This window comes from Arthrobacter sp. S39, from assembly GCF_004320525.1.
Taxonomy (GTDB): domain Bacteria; phylum Actinomycetota; class Actinomycetes; order Actinomycetales; family Micrococcaceae; genus Arthrobacter.
In genome coordinates this window covers 195,057-215,513 of record NZ_SIHX01000008.1, presented here as the reverse complement: position 1 = coordinate 215,513, position 20,457 = coordinate 195,057, and the positions used below count along the sequence as shown (strand labels likewise).

At 63.3% G+C, this 20,457-nt stretch carries 15 protein-coding genes; 3 read left to right on the top strand and 12 right to left on the bottom strand.

What is annotated here, in order from left to right; all coding sequences use genetic code 11:
- Positions 1–19 precede the first annotated feature (19 nt).
- On the bottom strand, positions 20–787 hold the full coding sequence (locus EYS21_RS16900; RefSeq protein WP_131134395.1) for an SDR family NAD(P)-dependent oxidoreductase: 768 nt from the start codon (positions 785–787) through the stop codon (positions 20–22).
- Between the two features lie 188 nt (positions 788–975).
- Here EYS21_RS16900 and EYS21_RS16895 point away from each other — a divergent pair, with 188 nt between their 5' ends.
- Entirely contained in the window at positions 976–2,160 is a 1,185-nt protein-coding gene (locus tag EYS21_RS16895) for a Gfo/Idh/MocA family oxidoreductase (protein WP_131134394.1), read from the top strand.
- 77 nt (positions 2,161–2,237) lie between these two features.
- Here EYS21_RS16895 and EYS21_RS16890 read toward each other — a convergent pair whose 3' ends face one another.
- The 9 genes from EYS21_RS16890 to EYS21_RS16850 form a co-directional block, all read right to left on the bottom strand.
- A complete protein-coding gene (locus tag EYS21_RS16890; RefSeq protein WP_207307800.1) occupies positions 2,238–3,593 on the bottom strand; it encodes an aldehyde dehydrogenase family protein in 1,356 nt (451 codons plus the stop codon).
- A gap of 93 nt (positions 3,594–3,686) precedes the next feature.
- On the bottom strand, positions 3,687–5,648 hold the full coding sequence (gene iolD, locus EYS21_RS16885; RefSeq protein WP_131134392.1) for a 3D-(3,5/4)-trihydroxycyclohexane-1,2-dione acylhydrolase (decyclizing): 1,962 nt from the start codon (positions 5,646–5,648) through the stop codon (positions 3,687–3,689).
- Positions 5,649–5,838: 190 nt separating this feature from the next.
- Positions 5,839–6,972: a Gfo/Idh/MocA family oxidoreductase gene (locus EYS21_RS16880; protein WP_242633463.1), complete on the bottom strand. Its 1,134-nt coding sequence runs from the start codon at positions 6,970–6,972 to the stop codon at positions 5,839–5,841.
- An 81-nt stretch (positions 6,973–7,053) separates the two neighbouring features.
- Complete coding sequence (locus EYS21_RS16875) at positions 7,054–8,814, bottom strand: hydantoinase B/oxoprolinase family protein (RefSeq protein WP_131134390.1); 1,761 nt, start codon at positions 8,812–8,814, stop codon at positions 7,054–7,056.
- Between the two features lie 2 nt (positions 8,815–8,816).
- A complete protein-coding gene (locus EYS21_RS16870; protein WP_131134389.1) occupies positions 8,817–10,907 on the bottom strand; it encodes a hydantoinase/oxoprolinase family protein in 2,091 nt (696 codons plus the stop codon).
- A gap of 33 nt (positions 10,908–10,940) precedes the next feature.
- On the bottom strand, positions 10,941–11,840 hold the full coding sequence (locus tag EYS21_RS16865) for a fumarylacetoacetate hydrolase family protein (RefSeq protein WP_131134388.1): 900 nt from the start codon (positions 11,838–11,840) through the stop codon (positions 10,941–10,943).
- A gap of 2 nt (positions 11,841–11,842) precedes the next feature.
- Entirely contained in the window at positions 11,843–13,138 is a 1,296-nt protein-coding gene (locus EYS21_RS16860; protein ID WP_207307799.1) for an aminotransferase class III-fold pyridoxal phosphate-dependent enzyme, read from the bottom strand.
- A gap of 54 nt (positions 13,139–13,192) precedes the next feature.
- Positions 13,193–14,140: a C-terminal binding protein gene (locus EYS21_RS16855; protein WP_131134387.1), complete on the bottom strand. Its 948-nt coding sequence runs from the start codon at positions 14,138–14,140 to the stop codon at positions 13,193–13,195.
- 261 nt (positions 14,141–14,401) lie between these two features.
- A complete protein-coding gene (locus EYS21_RS16850; protein ID WP_131134386.1) occupies positions 14,402–16,198 on the bottom strand; it encodes a helix-turn-helix domain-containing protein in 1,797 nt (598 codons plus the stop codon).
- 434 nt (positions 16,199–16,632) lie between these two features.
- On the opposite strand from EYS21_RS16850, the gene EYS21_RS16845 reads away from it, so the two are divergent.
- Positions 16,633–17,883, top strand: a complete 1,251-nt coding sequence (locus EYS21_RS16845) for a DDE-type integrase/transposase/recombinase (protein WP_165478339.1) — start codon at positions 16,633–16,635, stop codon at positions 17,881–17,883.
- Between the two features lie 57 nt (positions 17,884–17,940).
- Positions 17,941–18,612: a TetR/AcrR family transcriptional regulator gene (locus EYS21_RS16840; RefSeq protein WP_131134385.1), complete on the top strand. Its 672-nt coding sequence runs from the start codon at positions 17,941–17,943 to the stop codon at positions 18,610–18,612.
- A 119-nt stretch (positions 18,613–18,731) separates the two neighbouring features.
- Here EYS21_RS16840 and EYS21_RS16835 read toward each other — a convergent pair whose 3' ends face one another.
- Positions 18,732–19,322 carry a TetR/AcrR family transcriptional regulator gene (locus tag EYS21_RS16835; RefSeq protein ID WP_131134384.1) on the bottom strand — a complete coding sequence of 197 codons (591 nt, stop codon included), beginning with the start codon at positions 19,320–19,322 and terminating at the stop codon, positions 18,732–18,734.
- Between the two features lie 291 nt (positions 19,323–19,613).
- Complete coding sequence (locus EYS21_RS16830) at positions 19,614–20,399, bottom strand: SDR family oxidoreductase (protein ID WP_131134383.1); 786 nt, start codon at positions 20,397–20,399, stop codon at positions 19,614–19,616.
- Positions 20,400–20,457: the final 58 nt, after the last annotated feature.

Here is a 20,457-nt window from a genome sequence, read left to right as displayed (position 1 = left end):
GAGGTCTTGGGTGTGGCAGTTACGCGGCGGATGTGCCGCCGTCGAACGCCATGCTGGTGCCGGTGGCGAAGGTGCCGTCAACGGCCAGGAAATAGATGGCTGCTGCCACCTCCTCGGGATCAGCGAACCGGCGCAGCGGCACAGTGCTTTGCTTCTGTTGCAGAGCCAGGACGGGATCCGGCTCGGCGTCCAGGCCCGAGCGCAGCATGGGCGTATCAATCGGACCGGGGCAGACGGCATTGACGCGGACATGGGGCGCCAGCTCCACGGCAAGCGCCTTGGTAAGCCCCACGACGCCTGCCTTCGCTGCGCAGTAATGGGCCAGCCCGGCGACTCCCATGGTTGCGAGGTCCGAGGCAACATTGACGATCGCTCCTCCCCCGGCTCTGCGCATGTGGAGGCCCGCTTCCCGGGCAACGTAGAACGTGCCGGAGAGGTTGGTGTCCAGCACTTCGCGCCAGCGGTGCTCGTCCAGGTCCTCCAGGGGCGCGTAACCGGCAACCCCGGCAGCGTTGACCGCCACGTCGAGCCCACCGAGGGAGTGGATGGCGCCCCGGACGCCATTCCGGACTGAGTCGGCGTCAGCGACGTCGGTGACCACCTGGTGTGCGCCGCCGTCGATCTCTCCTGCAACCCGTTGCAGCTCTCCGGCGCGCCGCCCCATGAGGGCCACCCGCGCACCCCGCGCCGCGAAGAGTTTTGCGGTCGCTTCTCCGACGCCGGACGTTGCGCCCGTGACGAGCACCCGCAAAGGTTCGTTACGGGTTTGTTGACTGCGGTCCATCATCGTCGACGGGCTCCTCTTGGTTGGCGTTGCTGGACTAGTACGTTCCACTCAAACAGCCGGACGCCAGCTCCGGATGTCTCAGATTGAGACACAGCGCACACACCTTGCCTCCATAGGCTGATGCGCAGATGCCGCCTATCTCTGCGGCACAGCACCGCCGGAGAGCGGCACAGACTAAGGAGTCCACTTTGGAAGACCAGAAACGCATTGGCGTTGGCCTCATATCGGTGGGGTGGATGGGGCGACTGCATTCCCGCGCCTACCTCGCCACCAAGCAGTTCTTCCCTGAACTGCCGCGCCACCCCGAGCTTGTGATCGCGGCAGACCCCGACGACGCCGGCCGCCACCACGCCGAGGACGCGCTCGGTTACAGGGAAACCGCCACCGACTACCGCAAGGTGCTCGAGAACCCGGACGTTGATGTCGTCTCGATCTGTTCCCCGAACTTCCTCCACCACGAAATTGCGTTGGCTACCATCGAGGCCGGAAAACACTTTTGGATCGAGAAGCCCATGGGCCGCAGTGCCCAGGAATCCCGCGAGATTGCCCAAGGTGCCGAGGCTGCAGGACTCATCACGTCCGTGGGGTTCAACTACCGGCATGCACCGGCCGTAGCTGAAGCCAGACGGCTCATCCGCTCCGGCGCACTGGGCAAGGTGACCAACGTGCAGATCCGCCTGCTGACCGGCTACGCCTCCGACCCGACGCAGGTCTTCACGTGGCGCTACGAGCAGGCTCGGGCGGGCTCCGGTGTCCTGGGTGATGTGCTGAGTCACGGTTTTGACCTTGCACAGTTCCTCGTTGGGCGCATCACTTCGCTCAATGCCGTCACGGAAACCTTCATCAAGGACCGCCCGCTGCCGGCCGGCAACTCCTCCAACTCCTTCGACATGGGCCAGGCCTCGGATGTCACCCGTGAGGTGGAAAACGAGGACTACACCGCCATGCTGGCCCGCTTCGAAGGCGGCGCGATCGGCATGTTCGAATCCACCCGCGTTGCCATTGGTCCGCACGCCGAATACATCGTCGAGGTGTACGGCACGGAAGGCTCCCTGCGCTGGAACTTCGAACGGATGAACCAACTTGAACTCGCTACGGACCGCAGCGGCTACCGGACCATCATGACCCCTCCGGCCTACGGCGAGTTCGGGCGCTTCCAGCCGGGCCCCGGCCCGGGCATCGGCTTCAACGACCTCAAGACCATCGAAGCCGCGCTCTTCCTGCGTTCCGTGGCTGAGGGCAAGCAGCTTGGACCCTCGGTGGCCGATGGTTGGTCGGCCTCGGAGCTGGTGGATGCCTCGCTGCGCAGCGCCGGTTCCGGCGACTGGGTGGAGATTCCGGAAGTCTCCGGAAAGACGACGTACGGGGCCTAAGCCCTTTGGACACAGAAGGAGGCCGGATCGCGATGATCCGGCCTCCCTTTTGGTGCGCTGATTTTGCTGCGCTGAAGCTACTTGGCGAAGCGGAACAGCTTCTTGTTGGCGAATTCCAGCATGCCCACCTTGCCGAGTTCGCGGCCGTACCCGGACTTCTTGACGCCGCCGAACGGCACGTCCGCACCGCTGAGGTCGTAGGCACCCACGAAGACCATACCGACGTCGAGCTGGTTGCCGACGCGCTCGGCGCGCTCCATGTCGTCGCAAATCACCACGGAGCCCAGGCCGTACGGCGAGGAGTTGGCCAGTTTGATCGCTTCCTCGTCGCTGCCGACCCTGTACAACTGGGCCACGGGGCCAAAGAGCTCCTCGCTGTAGACATCCATGGACGGGGTGATGTTGGTGATCACCGTCGGCGTGAAGACGTTGCCCTTGGGCTCATTGTTGCCCACCAGGATCTCGGCGCCCTGGTCCAAGGCGCCCTGCACCTGCGAGGCCAGGAATTTGGTGGCCGAATCGGAAGACATCGGCCCGAAATCGCCGTTCTCGTAGGACTGTCCGGCGATGGCGGCCTTGAACTTCTCCGAGAACTCGTCGAAGTACTTGTCCATCACCACGATCCTCTTGGAACCGTTGCACGACTGGCCCGTGTTGCCCATGCGGCCCATTACGGCCTTCTTCACCGCAAGGTCCACGTCGTCCGTGTCCAGAACAAGGAACACATCGGCGCCGCCAAGCTCCAGTACGCACTTCTTCAGCGCGCGCCCCGCCTGCTCAGCCACGATCGCTCCCACCTGCTCCGAACCGGTAAGTGAGACACCCTGCACACGGTCGTCGGCAATGATCTCCGAGATCTGCTGATGGGTGGCGAACAGGTTGACGTAGGCGCCCTCCGGGAAGCATGCGTCGCGGAAGAGTTCCTCCAGCGCCAACGCCGATTCGGGGCACTGGCTGGCGTGGCGGACGATAACAGTGTTGCCCAGAATGATATTCGGAATCGCGAACCGTGCCACCTGGTAGTAGGGGTAGTTCCACGGCATGATGCCCAGGATCACGCCAAGGCCCTGGTACCGGAAGAAGCTCCGGAGCCCGTCGGCTACTTCGAGTTGCTCATCGGCCAGCCATTCCTCGGCATGCTCGGCGAAAGCAGCTGCGATGGACCCGGAGAACTCGGCCTCGCCCACGGCCTGCTGCAGCGGCTTGCCCATTTCACGGTTGATGATGGCGGCCAGCTTGTCCTTGCGCTCGACAAACAGGTCCGCAAGACGCTTGGCCAAGGCCGCGCGCTCGGCCACCGTGGTGGTGCGGGACCATTCCTGGTAGGTCTGCTGGGCGGCGCTGAGCCCGGCTTCCACCTCTGCGTCAGTGGCGGCGGGGTACTCAGCATGGATGGTTCCGGTGGCCGGATCAGTAACGGCAAATGCGCTCATAATGAATGCTCCTTTGTTACGAAAATCAGAAAGAACGGGCAAGCCCGTAAGACGACGGGCGGGACCGCTGCGTAGCGATCCCGCCCGGTGCGCTTAGCGCGTTTCAGGTGCGGTGGTGGCAGCGTAGAAGCGCTGGCGCTCACGGCCCTTGAGGTGCTTGGCAGCACCCTCCAGGGTGGCGGGTCGCTCCGAAGTCATCGGAGCTCCAACGTCCCAGAAGGCGCCATTGCCGGAAAGGTAGCGCCACGGCTCAACACGGGCCACGATCACGGCGGGGCCCTCGGCTTCCTGCGCTTCGGTGAGGGCGGCCGAGAACTCTTCGATCGTCGTCGTGGACCAGGCAGCACAGCCCATGCTGGCTGCGTTGGCTGCGATGTCGAAGTCGAGGATCGCCCCGTCCAGTCGACCTGACTCTTTGCTGCGTTCCCGGTACTGGGTGCCGAATTCGCGGCCCGGACCACCCTTAGCAACCTGGAGGGGCCAGATGCACTGGTGTCCGCGGTTGTCGATCACGATCGTGATGATCTTCTTGCGTTCCTGGACAGCCGTGACCAATTCCGTGGGCTGCATGAAGTAGGTACCGTCACCGATCAGGACGTACACCTCGCCCGGCGCTTCGGGACGGGCCAAACGGTAGCCGAGGCCGGCCGGGATCTCATGGCCCATGCAGGAGTTGGCGTATTCGAAGTGAATTTCGGTGCCGTTGGAGGGATCCCACGCTTTATGGATGCCTTCAACCACGCCGCCGGATCCCAAAATCAGGGCATCGTCGCTGGTGGTGCACTTGTTGAGTACGTCAATCACCTGGGCCTGGCTCATCAGTTCGCCGGCGAAATCCTGAAGGTCGTGCTTGCGCACCTCCTGCGTGGCCTTGCGGGCATCTGCGATGTCGCTGCGGAACTCGTCCGACGTCGAGTATCCGACGGTGGCGAGGCGCTCCCGCAGGGCGGCCAGGTTCAGCTTGGCATCCCCGATCACGGGGAACGAGCCCATCTTGTGGGCGTCGAACGAACCCACGTTGAGGTTCACGAACTTTACGTCCGGGTTTTGGAAGAGCGAGTGGGAAGCGGTGATGAAGTCCTGCAGGCGTGAACCCACTGTCACCACCACATCAGCACCATCTGCGATCTCGTTGGCGCCCACGGTTCCGGTCACACCCAGCGCACCGAGGTTGAGATCGGTGATGGGTCCGCTGCCCTTGCCTGCGTAGGTCTCTGACACCGGGATGCCGAATTCCGCGCTGAAGCGTGCCAGTTCGTCTTGTGCCTTGGAGTAGCGGACACCGCCACCGGAGATCAGCAGCGGACGCTTGGCGTTGCGGATGATTTCGACGGCGTCGCGCAGCTCGTCTTCAACGGCCGGGCGACGGCGGATGTGCCAGACGCGCGGGGTGAAAAAGGACTCCGGGAAGTCGAACTCGGCACCTTGGATGTCTTGCGGAAGGCAAACCACCACGGCACCGGTTTCCACCGGGTCGGTGAGGACGCGCATGGCCTCCGGGAGCGTTGACAGCAACTGTGCAGGGTGGGTGATCCGGTCGAAGTATCGGCTGACGGGACGGAAGCAGTCGTTGGCGGAAACATCTCGCTCAACGGGGTGCTCGATCTGCTGCAGCACCGGGTCGCCGAACCGGTTGTTGATGATGTCCGCGGGGAACAGCAACACAGGGAGGCGGTTGGTGGTGGCCGTGGCGGCACCGGAGACCATATTGGTGGATCCTGGGCCTGCTGAAGCGGTGCAGGCCAGAGTGGCAGCACGGTTGGAAGCCTTCGCGAAACCAATGGCCGCATGGACCATGGATTGCTCGTTCTTGCCCTGGTAATGCGGGAAGTCCACGCCGTATTCGTCGATGCCCTGGGCCAGGCCAACGGAGTTGCCGTGCCCGAAGATGCCGTACATACCGGCGATCAGACGCCGTTTTTCACCATCGAGTTCGCTGTACTGGACCTGCAAATACTCAACGATGGCTTGTGCGACAGTGCGGCGGCGGACGGCCTTTTTATCGGCTGCGATATTGACCTCGGTGCCGATATCAGCAGCGGCTGTGCTAGTCATGGGTTCTCCTAAATTCGTAGGTGCGTCGGCATTTGCAAACCGATTCGCCCGAACATCAGGTTTTCACCATGGGGAAGCAAAGTTGTGTCCCAGTTTGGGACGCAGCACCCATGTTCCCGGACACGAAAACAACAGCAGCCGACGGCGGTACGTGCGTACCGCCGTCGGCTGCTGTTTGTTTTCGGTTGTCTTAGTCGAAGCGGTAAGGCTCCTGCGGTCCCACGGAGGGCAGCGGCCGGGGCCGCTCGCAGGTACTTTTGATCGCGATGTGCTTGCCCTGCTCAGAGGACGCCTCGAAGGCGAGGAGGACTTCCAGGACGTGGTAGGCGAAGTCGCCGCCGGTCCGGGGTTCCACGCCGTTGCGGATGGCGTAACCGAATTCGGCCAGGCCGATGCCACGGTAGGCGTCGTCCCGGTGGGTGATGGGTGTTTCGCGCCAATCTCCGCCACCGGGAGGGGTCATGTCCAGTGCAAGGTCGCCAGGCTCGCCGCGGCGCAGCACGGGAGCGCCGGAGAAGTGGTCCGGGTTCGGGGCGGCCAGCGAACCGCCCGTGCCGTAGATTTCCAGGTGCGGCAGGTTGTGGTTCCAGATGTCCCAGCTGACGATCACCGTAGCTGTGGCGCTGGACTCGAAGTCGAGGGTGCCCGTGACGTGCGTAGGGGTCTGGATCTGGATGACTTCGCCCTCCTTGCCGGGGCGGGGACGGGTCTCGGACGAACGCGGCGTGGTTGCTGAGACGCGGGAAACGGGGCCGAAGAAGTTCACCAGGTTGGTGATCAGGTACGGTCCGATGTCCAGCATGGGGCCAGCTCCGGGGCTGTAGAACGGGTCCACGTTCGGGTGCCAGTGCTCATAACCGCGGCACGCGAAGGACGCGAAAGCTGCAACAGGCTCACCGATCCAGCCGTCGTCGATGAGCTTGCGGCTGGTCTGCATGCCGGAACCCAGGAAGGTGGTGGGAGCGGAGCCAACCTTGACGCCGGCTTCCCGTGCCGCGTCCAGGATCTGCTTCGCTTCCTCAAGGGACGTGGCGAAGGGCTTCTCGGAAAGGACATGCTTGCCGGCCGCGATCGCCTGGAGGGTGACCGGTGCATGGAGCTTGGGCGGCGTGAGGTTGAGGACCAACTCCACGTCTTCATCTGCGAGCAACTCGTCCGGGGTGAGGGCCTTGGGAACGTCGTACTCGGCAGCACGCTTCCGGACTGCCTCGGGGTTCACATCCGCGAGCGCAACGATGTTGACGTCGGGGTGGACGCCGATCTTGTCCAGGTATTGGTTAAGTACATTTCCGACGCCGATGATGCCGACTCGAATGGGTTCCATGTGAATCTCCGTAAATGTTTGTTGGAACATCCCGAGGCGAGGAATATACCCCGCCTCGGGATGGGTTGCGATAGCTGTCGGCTAGCCGGCCAGGCGTTCCTGACGGGCCTTCGCTGTGGCTGCCTCGTCAACTGCGCCGTCGGTGATGACCACGCCGTAATCGGCAGCTGCTGCCTCGGCAGTGACGCGGGATTCCCGGTAGTCGTCGAGGACTGCGAGGACGTCACGCTCCAGCGGATCGCCGTAGCCGCCACCGCCGGGGGTGATGGATACGACCTTCTCGCCCGACTGCAGGTCGTAGCGGCCTACTACCGGGATCTCGCGCCGTTCGCCGGTCTTGAGGTCCTCTACCCAGGCGGACGGTTCTGCCCCGTCGTGGCCACCACGGACACCTTTGGGCGGGTTGATCTTGCCTTCGATGCCGTAGGTGAGGGTGACGCTCTCCCCACGGGGTTCCATGGTGACGCGGGTTGCGAGTCCGCCGCGCTGGCGGCCGGCTCCGCCGGTGTCTGCTACCAGGGTGCGTTCGTGAACCAGGATCGGGTAGCGCTGCTCGTCCACTTCCACGCTGTCGTGGTACAGCAGGGCGCCGCACACTGGACGCTGGTAGGTGGGCCATCCGTCGACGAACGGGGTAGCCGGCCCGCCGACACCGCCTACCAGGATCTGGTTTACATAGGCGTTGCCGTTGCGTTCGTCCGTGCCGGAGATGACCGACTTGGCGGGTGCCTGGCCGGCCGCACCCTCGGCGGTGCCGTATCCGTCGTCGATCTGGGAGAACGCGGCCTGGACGATGTTCACTACGCGGTCGGCGAGGTTGGTGGTGCCCGAGGAGCAGGAGTACGGGTGCTTCGGAACACCGACGGCGCAGCCGTCACGCAGCAGCACTTCCACCCGGCGGAAGGTTCCAGCGTTGCTCGGCAGGTTCTCCGGAATGCCGGAAAGGATGCCGGCCAATGCGGCGCCGGTGGCCGTTGCCTTGGTGAGGTTTAAGCCGTTGGGAAGGTTGTCCGGGTTGTCGCGCAGGTCGATCACAATCTTGCCCTGCTTGGGCTTCACCTCGAGGGTCGCCTGCAGCTGCACGCCGTCCGGTCCGGTGCCGGGGAAGGGATCGTGGGCAGAGGTGCCGTGGAGGACGTACTCGGGCAGCTTCTCGATTGCGCCGGCGGTCAGTCGCTCGGAGTAGTCGAACCAGGCGTCCACAAAGTCCACCAGGTCATCGACTCCGAACTTTTCTGCGAGCTCGTGGATGCGGCGCTCGGCGATACGGGAAGCACCCACGGATGCGAGGTAGTCGCCGTACCACTGGTCGGGCACACGGATGCGGGACCTGCACATGCGGATGATGTCGTCGATGTCTGTGTAGTCGCGCTGGATCCGGACGCAGGGGAAGATCAGCGCGCCTTCCTCATAGACATCCCGCGCTGTTGCGAAGAACGTGGTGGGAAGCGAGTTGCCGCAGTCGGCCTGGTGGGCCTTCGTCACGGCGGTGAAGAGGTGGCGTCCTTGGATGAAGATGGGCACCAGGATCACGTGGTCTGCAGCGTGCGAGTTACCCATGTAGGGATCGTTGTGCAGGAACGCGTCGCCTTCCCGGATGTCCTTGTGCAGTTCCACCATGTCTTCGCCCAGCGGACCGGCACCGAAGACGTGCACGGGGACTCCTTCGGCCGCGGCGAGCAGTTGGTTGTCTGCAGTCAGTACGGCGCAGGAGAAGTCGCGGGCGGTGTTGATGACTGATGAGCGGGCGGAGCGGAGCAGGCCGTTGGTCATTTCGCGGACGATGCCGTCGAATGCGTTGGCAAGGACCGAGAGCTTTACGGGATCGAATTCGCGGGTCACGGTTACGCCTCCTTACGGGTGAGGTAGATGTTGGATCGTTCATCGAGCGTGGCGTCCCACTCCGGCGGCACGACGATGGTGGTGGTTGGCTGGTCGATGACGGCAGGCCCGATGATCTTGTCGCGGGGGGCGAGCGTCACGCCGCGGTAGCGCTGGGTGCTGAAAGGTTCGCCGCCAAACACGATGTCGTCGGTGCGGTGGATTTCCGCCGTTCGGCTGAGTTCGCTTTCAGACTTGGCGTTCTCCGGACGCGGGATCTCCACGCGGACGCCCCAGGTGATAATCTCCACGCGGCTGTCGGGGTCGTGGGTGCCGTTGCGGCGGTCGTGCTCTTCGTGGAAGGCGCGCTCGATGATGCCTGCCGCATCGCCGGAGGTGTCCGGGGCGGCGTCGAGGTAGACGCGGAGGTCCCAGGCCTGGCCGGGGTACCGGGCATCCACGAAGTAGGTGACCTTGGGTGCCTCGCCCACGCCATCGAAGCGCTTCACGAAGGCCTCAGCCTTGGCTGTCAGATCCTCCACAGCGCGGGAGGCCGAACCGGCGTCGAAACTGCGGGTGTCGTTGTGCAGCGGGGAGAGGAACTCTGTGGCGATCGGGGCGCGGTGGGCGCCGTAGGCGGCCAGGACGCCGGCGGTCGCCGGGACAAGGACGGTGTCGGCTTCCAGAAGCCTGCCGATGATCGCTGCGACCATGGCACCTGCGCCACCGCCGGCAACAATGAGCGCGCCCCGGGGATCAACGCCCTGTTCGAGGGCAGACTGTCGGATGGCGGTGGCCATGTGGTTGGCGGAGACATCCAGGATGGCCTGGGCGGCCTGGAGGGTGTCCATCTTCAACGGCCCGGCGATGCGGGTGTCAATGGCCTTGATGGCAGCCTCGCGGTTCAGGGTGAAGCCACCTTCGAAGCCCTCTGTGTCGAGGTAGCCGAGCGCCACGCAAGCGTCCGTGACGGTTGGTTCTTCGCCGCCGCGGCCGTAGGCTGCCGGACCGGGGGTGCTGCGCGCACTCTGCGGGCCCACGCGAAGCAGCCCGCCGCCGTCGATCCAGGCGATGCTCCCGCCGCCGGCGCCAATGCTCGACACCGCTACGGAGGACAGGCCGGTGAGGTGACCGACGAACGGCTCCCCCAGCCACGCTTCACGGGTGTGACGGACCACGCCGTTCTCCACCAAGGACACATCGAAGGTGGTGCCGCCCATGTCGCAGACCACCACGGTGTCGTGGTCTGGAGCAGCTGCCGCACCCACCAGCGGTGCCATGGACGGGCCGGAGTTCAGAAGCAGGACGGGACGGTCAAGGACATCGGCGACGTCGAGGACGGCACCTTCTGAGGTGACCACCAGCAGGTCCCCGGCGAAGCCGTATTCCTGGAGGTCGGAGCGGAGCTTGCCCAGGTGGTCGGCCATCAACGGCTTCAGGGAAGCGTCGATCGAGGCTGCCGAGGAGCGTCGGTATTCGCGGATGGTGGGATTTGCCGCGTTGGAGAGCGTGTACGGAACGCCGGGAAGAATTTCCTGGATCAGCTCGGCAACGCGCTTCTCGTGGAGGTCGTTGATGATGGACCACAGGAAGGAAACGGCTACGGCTTCAATGCCCTGTTCCCTGAAGGATCCGAGGACTTCGCGGACCTGTTCTTCGTCCAGTGCCACCAGGACTTCGCCCTCGGCAGAGATGCGCTCGGTGATTTCGAAGGTTAGCTGGCGGGGAATGTACGGCGGCGGGTAGGCAGCCTTGGAATCGAAGGCGTCACGGCGACCACCTTCGCGCAGCAGCAGGGTGTCGGCAAAACCGTCCGTGGTCAGCAGCGCAGTCTTGGCGACCTTACCGGTGAGCACTGCATTGGTGGCGTGGGTGGTGCCGTAGACAATGACGTCTGCGTTGCGCAGAACATCGTCACCGCTCCAGCCAACGGACTCGGCTGCACGGCGGACGGACGCTTCGAAGCCGGTGAACACGCGGTCGTAGGTGGTCAGCGCCTTGCCCACCGCCATGTCACCGCTGTTGGAACCGACCACGACGTCGGTAAAGGTACCGCCGGTGTCGACGGCGATGCGGTACCTGGCCTCACTTGCTTGTGTTTGTACATCACTCATGGTCTTCATTACTTTCGTAGAGCTTGCAGGGGGTTAGAGCTGGGGCTTGCCCACGGTGTTGCGGAGCAGCCCCACCTTGTCGATCTCGATTTCCACCGTGTCTCCCGGTTCCAGCCAGACAGGTGGATTCCGCTTGGCACCAATGCCCTGCGGGGTCCCTGTGGCAATGACGTCGCCCGGTTCCAGGGTGAGGAAGCTTGAGAGGTAGGAGACGATCCGCGCGATCGGGAAGATCTGGTGGCTCGTGTTGGAGCGCTGCACTTCGATGCCGTTCACGCGGGTTGCGAGGTCCAGGTTTTGGGGATCGCCCACTTCGTCCAGGGTGACCATGGCCGGACCCCACGGGCTTGAGCCGTCTACGGCCTTGCCTGCCAGCCACTGGGTCCCGCGGTACTGCAAGTCGCGAGCGGTGACATCGTTCAGCGGGGCAAGCGCTGCAACATAGTTCAGCGCTTCTTCTTCGGTGACCCCGCTGGCCGTGCGCCCGATGACTACTGCCAACTCGCCTTCGAAGTCGAGGTTCTCGCTGATCTTCGCACCGCCGATCTCGTCCTCGGGTCCAACCATGGTGGAGGCGAACTTGGCGAAAACGTCCGGGTACTCCGGGAACGCGCGGCCGGTCTCGGCAACGTGGTCCTTGTAGTTCAGTCCTATGCACAGCACCTTGGAAGGATTGGGTACAGGTGCGGTCAAACGGATATCGGCCCGGGTACCCACATGGGCTTCGGGGTCCCGACCAGCCAATGCGCTGACCTCGGCCGAAATGGCCTCAAGCCTGTCACCGTAGAATTCCAGGAATTCCCGGACGGACGTCGTGGCTCCGTGCACCGCCTGGCGGGAACCCTGCAGCAGCAGCTCCAGGTCATAGACGGTGTCATCGATCAGGACGCCGCCGCGAACGCCGGACTCGTGTTCGTAGGAAACAATCTTCATGGCTACTTTGCGCCTTCCGTGGTGGGAGCCCCTGCGGCGACTGCCAGGACAGCGTCGGCCAGGCGGTCCGTAATGTCAGCGACAACCTTTTCGTCCATGGGCGTGGACAGCGACAACAGGTTGGCCGGGGAGCCCAGCAGGCCGCGCTCGTAAGAGGCCCACCACAGCTTGTGCTGGGTGTGTTCGTCCACCTTCTCTGCACCGGCCGGAACCGCGCGGAGGAGTGAGCCGCGGCCGCGGATCTCCCAGCCGGCTTCGGCAACACTGGCGTTGACCGTGTCGCGAGCGGTGTCGCCCAACTGGTTCAGGCGCTTGACCTCATCTTCCGTGTAAAGGCGCAGGGCGACGGAACCCGCTGCCATGCTCACTGGGTTGCCGGAGAAGGTGCCACCGTGAGGCAGGCTGCCAGGGAGCGTCGGGTCCACTTCGGCCATCAGCTCGGCCGTGCCGCAGACAGCTCCAACGGGGAATCCGCCGCCGATGAGCTTGCCCGTGGTCAGCAGGTCCGGGGTAACCCCGTATTCGCCGCTGAAGCCGCTGTAGCCAAGGCGGAGGCTGATGACCTCATCAATGATCAGGACAATGCCGTAACGGGTGGCCAGCTCCCGGGCAGTCCGGACGAAGTCCTCGTTGATGGTAAGGAGGCCGGCACGGTTGGGCAGCAGGTCCAGGATGATGGCAGCGTAGGCGTCCGGAGCGGCCTCGACCGCTTGGCGAAGGAATTCGACGTCGTTCAGCGGAACCGCTGTGACGTCGTCGATCACGCCGCGGGTGACGCCGCGCTGGTAGGACGGTCCACCGGGAACCAGGGCAACCTCGGACGTTCCGTGGTATCCGCCCTTGGTGACGATAACGCGCTCTCGGCCAGTGCTGGCACGGGCGATGCGGATCGCGGACATGACGGCTTCGGTGCCGGAGTTTGCGAAACGGACCTGGTCCAATTCGGGAAGGCGGCCGAGCAGGAGTTCGGCGAGTTCCCATTCGTAGAGGTTCGGGATACCCCAGCTTGCACCAGTGGTGAGGGCCTTGGTTGCAGCTTCGGTGATTTCCGGGTGGGCATTGCCGTGGATCAGGGACGTGAAGTTGTTGTTCGCGTCGATCAGTTCACGGCCGCGGTCATCCCACACCCGGTAGCCCTCGCCCTTGATGGCGTAAGGGCTTGGTGCGCCGGTGTAGTAGGTTGACCGGCCGTAGCCGCCAGGCAGCAGCGGGAAGCCGCGCGGCCCACGGCGCAGATGCGGATCCTCTGCAGGGTTCTGCAACGCAGCGAGGTCTTCCAAATGATTGGTGGTAGCCAAGTCGGGTTTCTCCAGTCTTTTCAGTTCACGAGTCGTTTCAGTTCACGAGTCGTTTCAGTTCACGAGGTCGATGAGCGGCTGGCCGGTCAGCGCGAGGCGTACGCGCTCCACGGCACCGTCCTGTAGGGCACCTGTCGACCGGTTGGAACGCCACGCGATGTGCGGCGTGAGGATGGCGTTTGGCGCCGTCCGCAGGGGGTGTTCCGCACCGAGCGGCTCCTGGGCGAAGGTGTCGATGCCGGCGCCTGAGATGTGCCCGGAGGCCAATGCTTCGGCGAGCGCGGTTTCATCGATGAGTCCGCCGCGGGACACGTTGACGATCACTGTGCCTCGACGCATTTTGGCGAGGACGTCGGTGGAGATGAGGTTCGTCGTCTCGTCGTTCAGCGGCAGGTGGAGGGAGACGACGTCGGAATTTTCCAGGATGTCTTGAAGCCCCGTCATCTCCACGAAACTCTCCGTGACAAAGGGATCATAAGCGCGCACGCGAGCTCCTACAGAGGAGTACATGCGAGCCACGTGCTGCCCGATGCGGCCCATGCCCAGGACGCCGACCTCAAGCTCGGAGAGGACAGGGGTGTCGTAGCCGATGGTTCCGGCCCAGCCAAGGTTGTCAATGGCGGCGTTTCCGGCAGGTAGGCGGCGGGCCAACGCCAGGCCCATGGCGAAGGCATGGGAGGCGACTTCTTCCGAGGCCGTGCCCGGAACGATCGAGACCGGGATACCCGCTTCGGTAGCCGCGGCGACGTCGATGTTGTCGTAGCCGATTCCGTACCGGATCACTGCACGGCACTTGGTCATCAACGGGAAGTCGGCGGCAGTGAGCTTGGCATAGGGCGTGATCATCACAATGTCGGCTTCGGGAAGCCCTTCGCGGAAGGCATCGGTGTCTGCCGCGGGGTTGAGTGTGTAGCCGAACTCCTCCGCGAGCGCGTGCTCACGGTCCAGGTCCGGGAAATGGTGAGGGGCCACAAGAATGGTTCCCTGGGCATCGCGGGTCATAGTCAGTCGTCCTGTTCGTGTTCGTACCCTCGGTCGCTGCCGGACACTCCTTGGGACGGGTGCCGGTGCCGGGTGATTTCCAGTACAACGCGATATCGCGGCGGCCATCCGTGCCATATCGAGACACCACAGTGGGACACTTTGTCCCACCGACTGGGGAGGGCCGGGCAGCACAAGCGGCCACCCGCCGTCCGGCTTTCGCCGCCTGGGCAGCGCGCAGCAGCCGGCCTCTTTAGGAGGTCGGCTGCTGCCTGCGTGGAATCAGAGGTCGAAGCCGCGGCTGCGGAAGTAGTCCATGCGCCGGTACAGAGTGGAGCGCCCGATCTGCAGGGTCTCCGCGGCAAGGCTGCGATTGCCGTTTGCTTCCTGGAGCGCCGTGCGCAGTTCGCTGAGTTCCGCGTCTTCCAGGCGGGAAAGCCGACCCTTCGTCAAAACTCGGTGGAATCCCTGTGGCAAGTCATCCACTGTTACTTCGGCACCGCCTGCCCGTTCCACGGCGTTGGAGACGACGGCCCTCAACTGGTCGATGTTACGTGGCCAGTCGGCTTGCGTGAGCGTCGTGAGCAGCCTGCGGGAAAGCCGCCGCTCCCCCATCTCCCCGGCAATCGCATTCGCCAGCTGTGGGATGTCTTCCCTCCTGTTGCGAAGTGGTGCCACCGAGATTTCAAGGACGTCGAACGCCTCGGAAAGCAGCAGGGTCGCGTCCGTGGGGCGGGTAATGGTGAAGATCAGCTTGGTGGTGGAATGGCCGCGAAGGTTCCGGGCGATCTCGACTGCTTCATTCTGTGAGAGCTCGTCAGCGTGCTCCACGATCAACGTGGCTGGAAGCTCCGTGGCCACCCGGTGCAGGACGTCCCTGAAGTTGGGGTTCCTGAGGTCACCGTTGCGTGCGTCAACTATCGCGCGGCCACCCCGCAGTGACCCGATTGCATCGGCCAGCCGCAATTTCCCGCTGCCCAATTCACCGATCAGCACCACGGACCGGTCCTGGTCCACAGCCTTCCGCGCCAGGTTAAGGGTTCGCTTAAACTCCGTGCTGGTGCCGTCCACGTGCTTCAATAAGCGATCCGCAGTTCCTTGCGGCGCCGATTCCAGCGTTATTGCAGCACCGGCGGCGGCTTTTGCCCGCTCCTTGGCGGGCGCGTGCGGCCGGACCACCACAATTGCTCCGACGTTGGCCGCGGAAAGCGTTACCGGTGAAATTTCCAGCGTGGAACGCCCCGGCCCTTGCAGGATAACTTCGCAGTTCATGTCGCGGCCGGACGCCATGACGGCCTTGGCATAACCGGAAATGATCGAAAAGTCGCTGTCCACCAGCGTGGCAGTCGCGGATGCGTTCTGGAGCGCGTTTTTACCGTCGACGGCAATGACCGCCCGGTTGCCCCTTCGGCGTGAGATCCTGAGGTACTCACTGAGCAGTGCCCGCTCCTTCGATGAGGTGCGGACTTCGATGTCGCGCTCAATCCGGGAAGCGACGCCTTCGAGCATGAGCAGGGTCGATGATGGTTCCAGCGTGCTGACCCGGTTTGCCGGGAGCGTCAGACCTATCACGGCCCGCACACGGTTATGGAACGGGTCCCGGACCAAGGAAGCAAAGCACCAGTTGCCCCTCATGTCCTCCCGAAAGTGTTCTTCCGGGGCCAGCCAGATACCGCGCCCTTCTTCCAGGGCCAAACCTTCGCCATTGCTTCCGCAACTCTCCTCCAGCAGGGAATACCCAGCGGGGAATCCGTCATCCCGCAGGAAGCTGGCCTTGACCAGGACACCGTTGGGGGCGGTGATGTTGACGTATCCGCCCAAGTCGGCAGCCACTTCATCCAGTTTCTGCAGGTGCGGTCCCGCCGCCGCGATCGTGTACTCGTCCACCCGCCCTTCGTCGTAGAACCCGCGGTCCGCGAAGGCATCGACGCCCGCAGCACGGCTGCGGTACCACGAACGGGCCACCATGGGACGGATGCCGCTGAGGTCGGTATGGGGTTGCATGAGGAAGAGCTCGCGGACGCGGTTGGTTTCACGTGGGGTTTCATTCGGCCACGGTGACAGTACTTCTGCAGACATGGGAGGTTCTCTCTGAGTATGCGGTTCAGGACGCCAACGCCGGGCCAGATCCACCTGGCCTGGACTTTCGTGGCCGCCATCTCGGCAGCATGGGACGGAACACCCGCTCGGCGCTCCAGTTCTCATCTTGTGATGCGTTTTCCTCCAGCGCCCTTGCGCCGATGTACGCAGCAACCATTCCCGAAAGCCCGCTTCCGAGGATGACGTTGTTGTTCCGAGCAGCCCCCAGGCTCGCGTTTTCGGTGACCATTGTTTGCTCTTCCCTCAAACCATCCGGGTTGGTGGGTGCATGTGCTCCGCGCCACTTCCAGAGTACCTAACTAACAGACGTTAGGGAAGTATGCGCGTTGACTCATGGAAAAGGTCCGCTGGGGTGGATACGTTGCCTCACTGGAAAAGGTCCGGTTGGGGCTGGGCGCGGACATCCTTGAGGGATGGGTCTGACGATGAGCCAGCGTAAGGCGGTCACTTTGATCAAAGCGCGTGCTTATGCCCGGGGAACGCGTGCCGAGAAGGTCCGGATCCTCGATGAGTTGGTCGAGTTGACGGGGTGGAACCGGGATTATGCTCGGCGTGCGTTGCGAAGGGCGTTGGAACTCAGACCCGTGCGGGCCCGGCCGGCTCCGGTGCCGGTGTATGGTCCGCGGATCGTGGAGGCGTTGGTGGTGTGCTGGGCCGTTCTGCGGGCTCCGGCGGGTAAACGCCTGGCACCGATGCTGCCGGTTCTTGTTCCGATGCTTCGTCGTGATGGTGAGCTGTCCTTGGATGATGATGAAGCGGTGTTGTTGATGCGGATGAGCGCGGCCACGATCGACCGGAAGCTGGCACCGGAACGGGCGAAGTTGGTGTTGCGTGGGCGCTCCCATACCAAACCGGGCTCGCTGTTGAAATCACAGATCCCGATCCGTACATGGGCGGAATGGGACGACGCGGTCCCGGGATTCGTGGAAATCGATTTGGTGGGTCATGAAGGCGGTGTGGCGTCGGGGCAGTTCTGTTACACGCTGACGGTCACCGATATTGCCACCGGCTGGACAGTGAACCGGTCCGTGCCGAACAAGGCCCAGAAGTGGGTGTTCGAGGCCCTGCAGCACGCGATGGGCAGGTTTCCGTTTCCTATCGTGGGGATTGATTCGGACAACGGCACCGAGTTCATCAACGATTACCTGCTCGAGTACTGCCACGCCCAGCAGATCACTTTCACTCGTTCCAGGCCCGGGAACAAGAACGACGGCGCGCACGTGGAGCAAAAGAACTGGGCCAGGGTCCGTGAGCTCGTTGGGTACTACCGGTACGACACCCCGGCGGAACTGGCCAAGCTCAACGAGATCTGGGACCTCGATGCGCTCTTCACTAACTACCTGCTGCCCCAGCAGAAGCTCCTGTCGAAGACCCGTCACGGCGCGAAAGTCGTAAAGAAACACGACCATGCCCTCACCCCGCACCAGCGGGCCGCAGCGCACCCCGGAGTCCGGAAAAGGGCAGTTATCGGCATGAACGCCCAGCTCAAACGGATCAAACCCGCCGCCTTGTCTCGGCAGATCCTCGCCCTCACCGGCGAACTCGAAACCCTCGCCAAAGCAAAAGCCCCGGCCAGGGACTACAAAACCAACACCTGGTTCAACAAGCCCCTGAACCGGACCTTTTCACGTGAGGCAACGAATCACTCTTCCCGGACCTATTGACGTGAGGCAACAGGGTATGTGTCTGTATTTACCTAACGACTGTTAGGATGGCGCATTATGAGCGAGACGTCCTACGAAGCTGCGAAGGCAGCCTTCCAAATCAGGCTGGAGGAGTGGAACTGGGCGGGCCAGAAAGCTGCCCGGCAGAACATTCTTGAGGCTTTCCTTCAGCTCGCCATTGCCAATGGATTCAATTCCGTCTCGATGCGGACCATCGCAAATGCCGTCAATATCAAACCGCCCAGCCTCTACTCCCACTTCCCCGACGGCCGGGACGAGATCGTAGCCGAATCGCTCCGCTGGCATTTCCACCGCTTCGGCGTCGCTCTGCTTGAGGCGGTAGCGCCGGCCACAAATGCGGAAGAGTTCTGGGACGCCATGGTCAGACTGCATTTCACCCGGCAGGTGCGGCTCCCGGAAAGCAACTTATGGGATTTGCTCGTAGCCACCGACAGGATGGCAGAAGTCCTGCCCCAGGATCTCCGAGCGCAGGTGGACGATTGGGTGACGCTCCACGAACGGATGTACGAGGCAGCCGCCCGCGACATGGGCTTTGCCAATCCGACGGAGCACGTGCAGGTGGTGGTCACGCTCCTGGAGGGCGCCACGCGCTGGGCTCCCACCGATTGCACCGACGCCGAGCTTGACAAGTTGGCGGACCGCGCCGTTACCTTGTCCCGGGCGATTTTGGCCGTCGACTTCCAGACCGTGAGCACTTTGGCGTCGTAAGGCTGCCTTGCTCATTCCCGAGCCGCGCGTGTGCCCCGGTGATACCAGCGGGCTCGCACGCAGCACCACGCCGTTAGCGGGGCCGTGCGCGAGTGAAGGACGCGCACCTGCGCCCAGAATTAGGAACCTCGCACATTTCGCAAAAGACTTACCAAGTCGGCCACATCGGTTTCCCGGCGGTGCTGGTTGCCTGGTTCGCCATGGTGGAACACGGCATTGAAAAACAAGCCGTCTCCTATATAACGGATCGCTAAGGCAAGTTCTGGGCCGACTTCTGCTTCCAGGACCTCTAGCCACTGCTTTTGGACGTCGGCTAGCCTGCGCTGCGTCTCAGCAGGTGCTATAGGCGCAAGGCGATTCACGGCAACAAACGCTTTGTCTAAGGGCGAACTGCTCCAAAGTGATGTTTGGAGGAAGTGCATGACCGCCCCTCCGGCGGCTGCCTTCATGGTGCGGATGTCTTCCCGTACTAGTTCATCAAAGCGCTCAAGCTGTGCAGAAACCAGATCTTCCCTGTTTGGGTAATAGTGGAGCAAGCCCCCCTTCGATACGCCCGCGATCTTTGCCACAGCTTCCAGAGTGGCAGCCCGCTCGCCCGCCTCTACGAGGATGGACTCAAACGCATTCATCACTCGTTCGGCGACACCGGGTTCTTCGGCGGAAACGGTTCGCTGCTTCGACGGTGGGCGCAGACTAAAGCGTCGATTCATGATCAGAGTCCTTGTTGATGGGACTATTGGATTTCAGCGGTAATGGGCGTGACGCCGCCCCTGGACGCGTGCGGGACCAGGGAATTTTTCACTCACGCCTGGCGCGTTGGATCCAAACAGCCAACGTGCGGCGCGAGCCATCTCCTACTCAGCCGCTACGCCGAAAATGTGGCAGCTTGTCGATGACCTGCAGCGTGAGACCGGTCCGGGGATCCAGAGGTGCCCCTGACCGGCCCCGGGTGGAAGGTACGTCATAGAGGTGAGTACCCGAATTCCCGGACAGACCACGCGTCAGAAGTGGGTGCCGCCGTCGATGCGAACCTCGGTGCCGGTAATGAATTTCCCGTCATCGCTGGCCAGCATGGCGACAACGCTTGCGACGGTCTCCGGTCCTGCGAAGCCTTCTCCGAGGGCGGGGACCAGCTTGCTGGCCAAACTGTAGTCCATATCGTCGGGGAGGCCGGGACCCTGATTCTGCTTGCTCTGCCCCGACCCGTCCGTCATCCCCGACGAGATGGAGCCGGGCTGCACGGAATTGAAGCGGATACCGGCTTTTGAATATTCAGACGCGAGTGCGTGGGTCATCGATTGGATGCCACCTTTACTCGCTGCATATGCGCTCATGTAAGGGTGGGCGAATGTTGCCGATGTGGATGAGAAGTTCACCACGGCGGCTGCGCGGCCGGCCCTGAGATGAGGAAGGGCTTGTCTGATGACCAAGAAAGTCCCAGTCAAATTCACCCGGATGACTTGTTCAAATTGTTCCAGCGATGTCGATTCTGTGTGCGATGAGCGCAGAATCCCTGCAGCGTTTACTAAGACATCCAGCCCACCCAGAACCTCCGCGGCCTGACTTACGCCGTGATTCACGGACGCTTCGTTGCCGACGTCCATGACCACCGTCGTGAGCTTCCCGGATACGTGACCGGCCGCTGTTCTGGTGTCCTCCAGGCCTGTTACCGACACATCGGCGGCAACGACATTTGCTCCCTCGGACAGCAGACGGAGCACGGTGGCCTGTCCGATTCCTGACCCTCCACCGGTAACGAGTACTCGACGTCCTTCATAGCGGTTCATGTGTTCTCCTTCGATTTTCCACCGGAATGCCCGGCCGTTCCTTACGTGGGTAATTGGG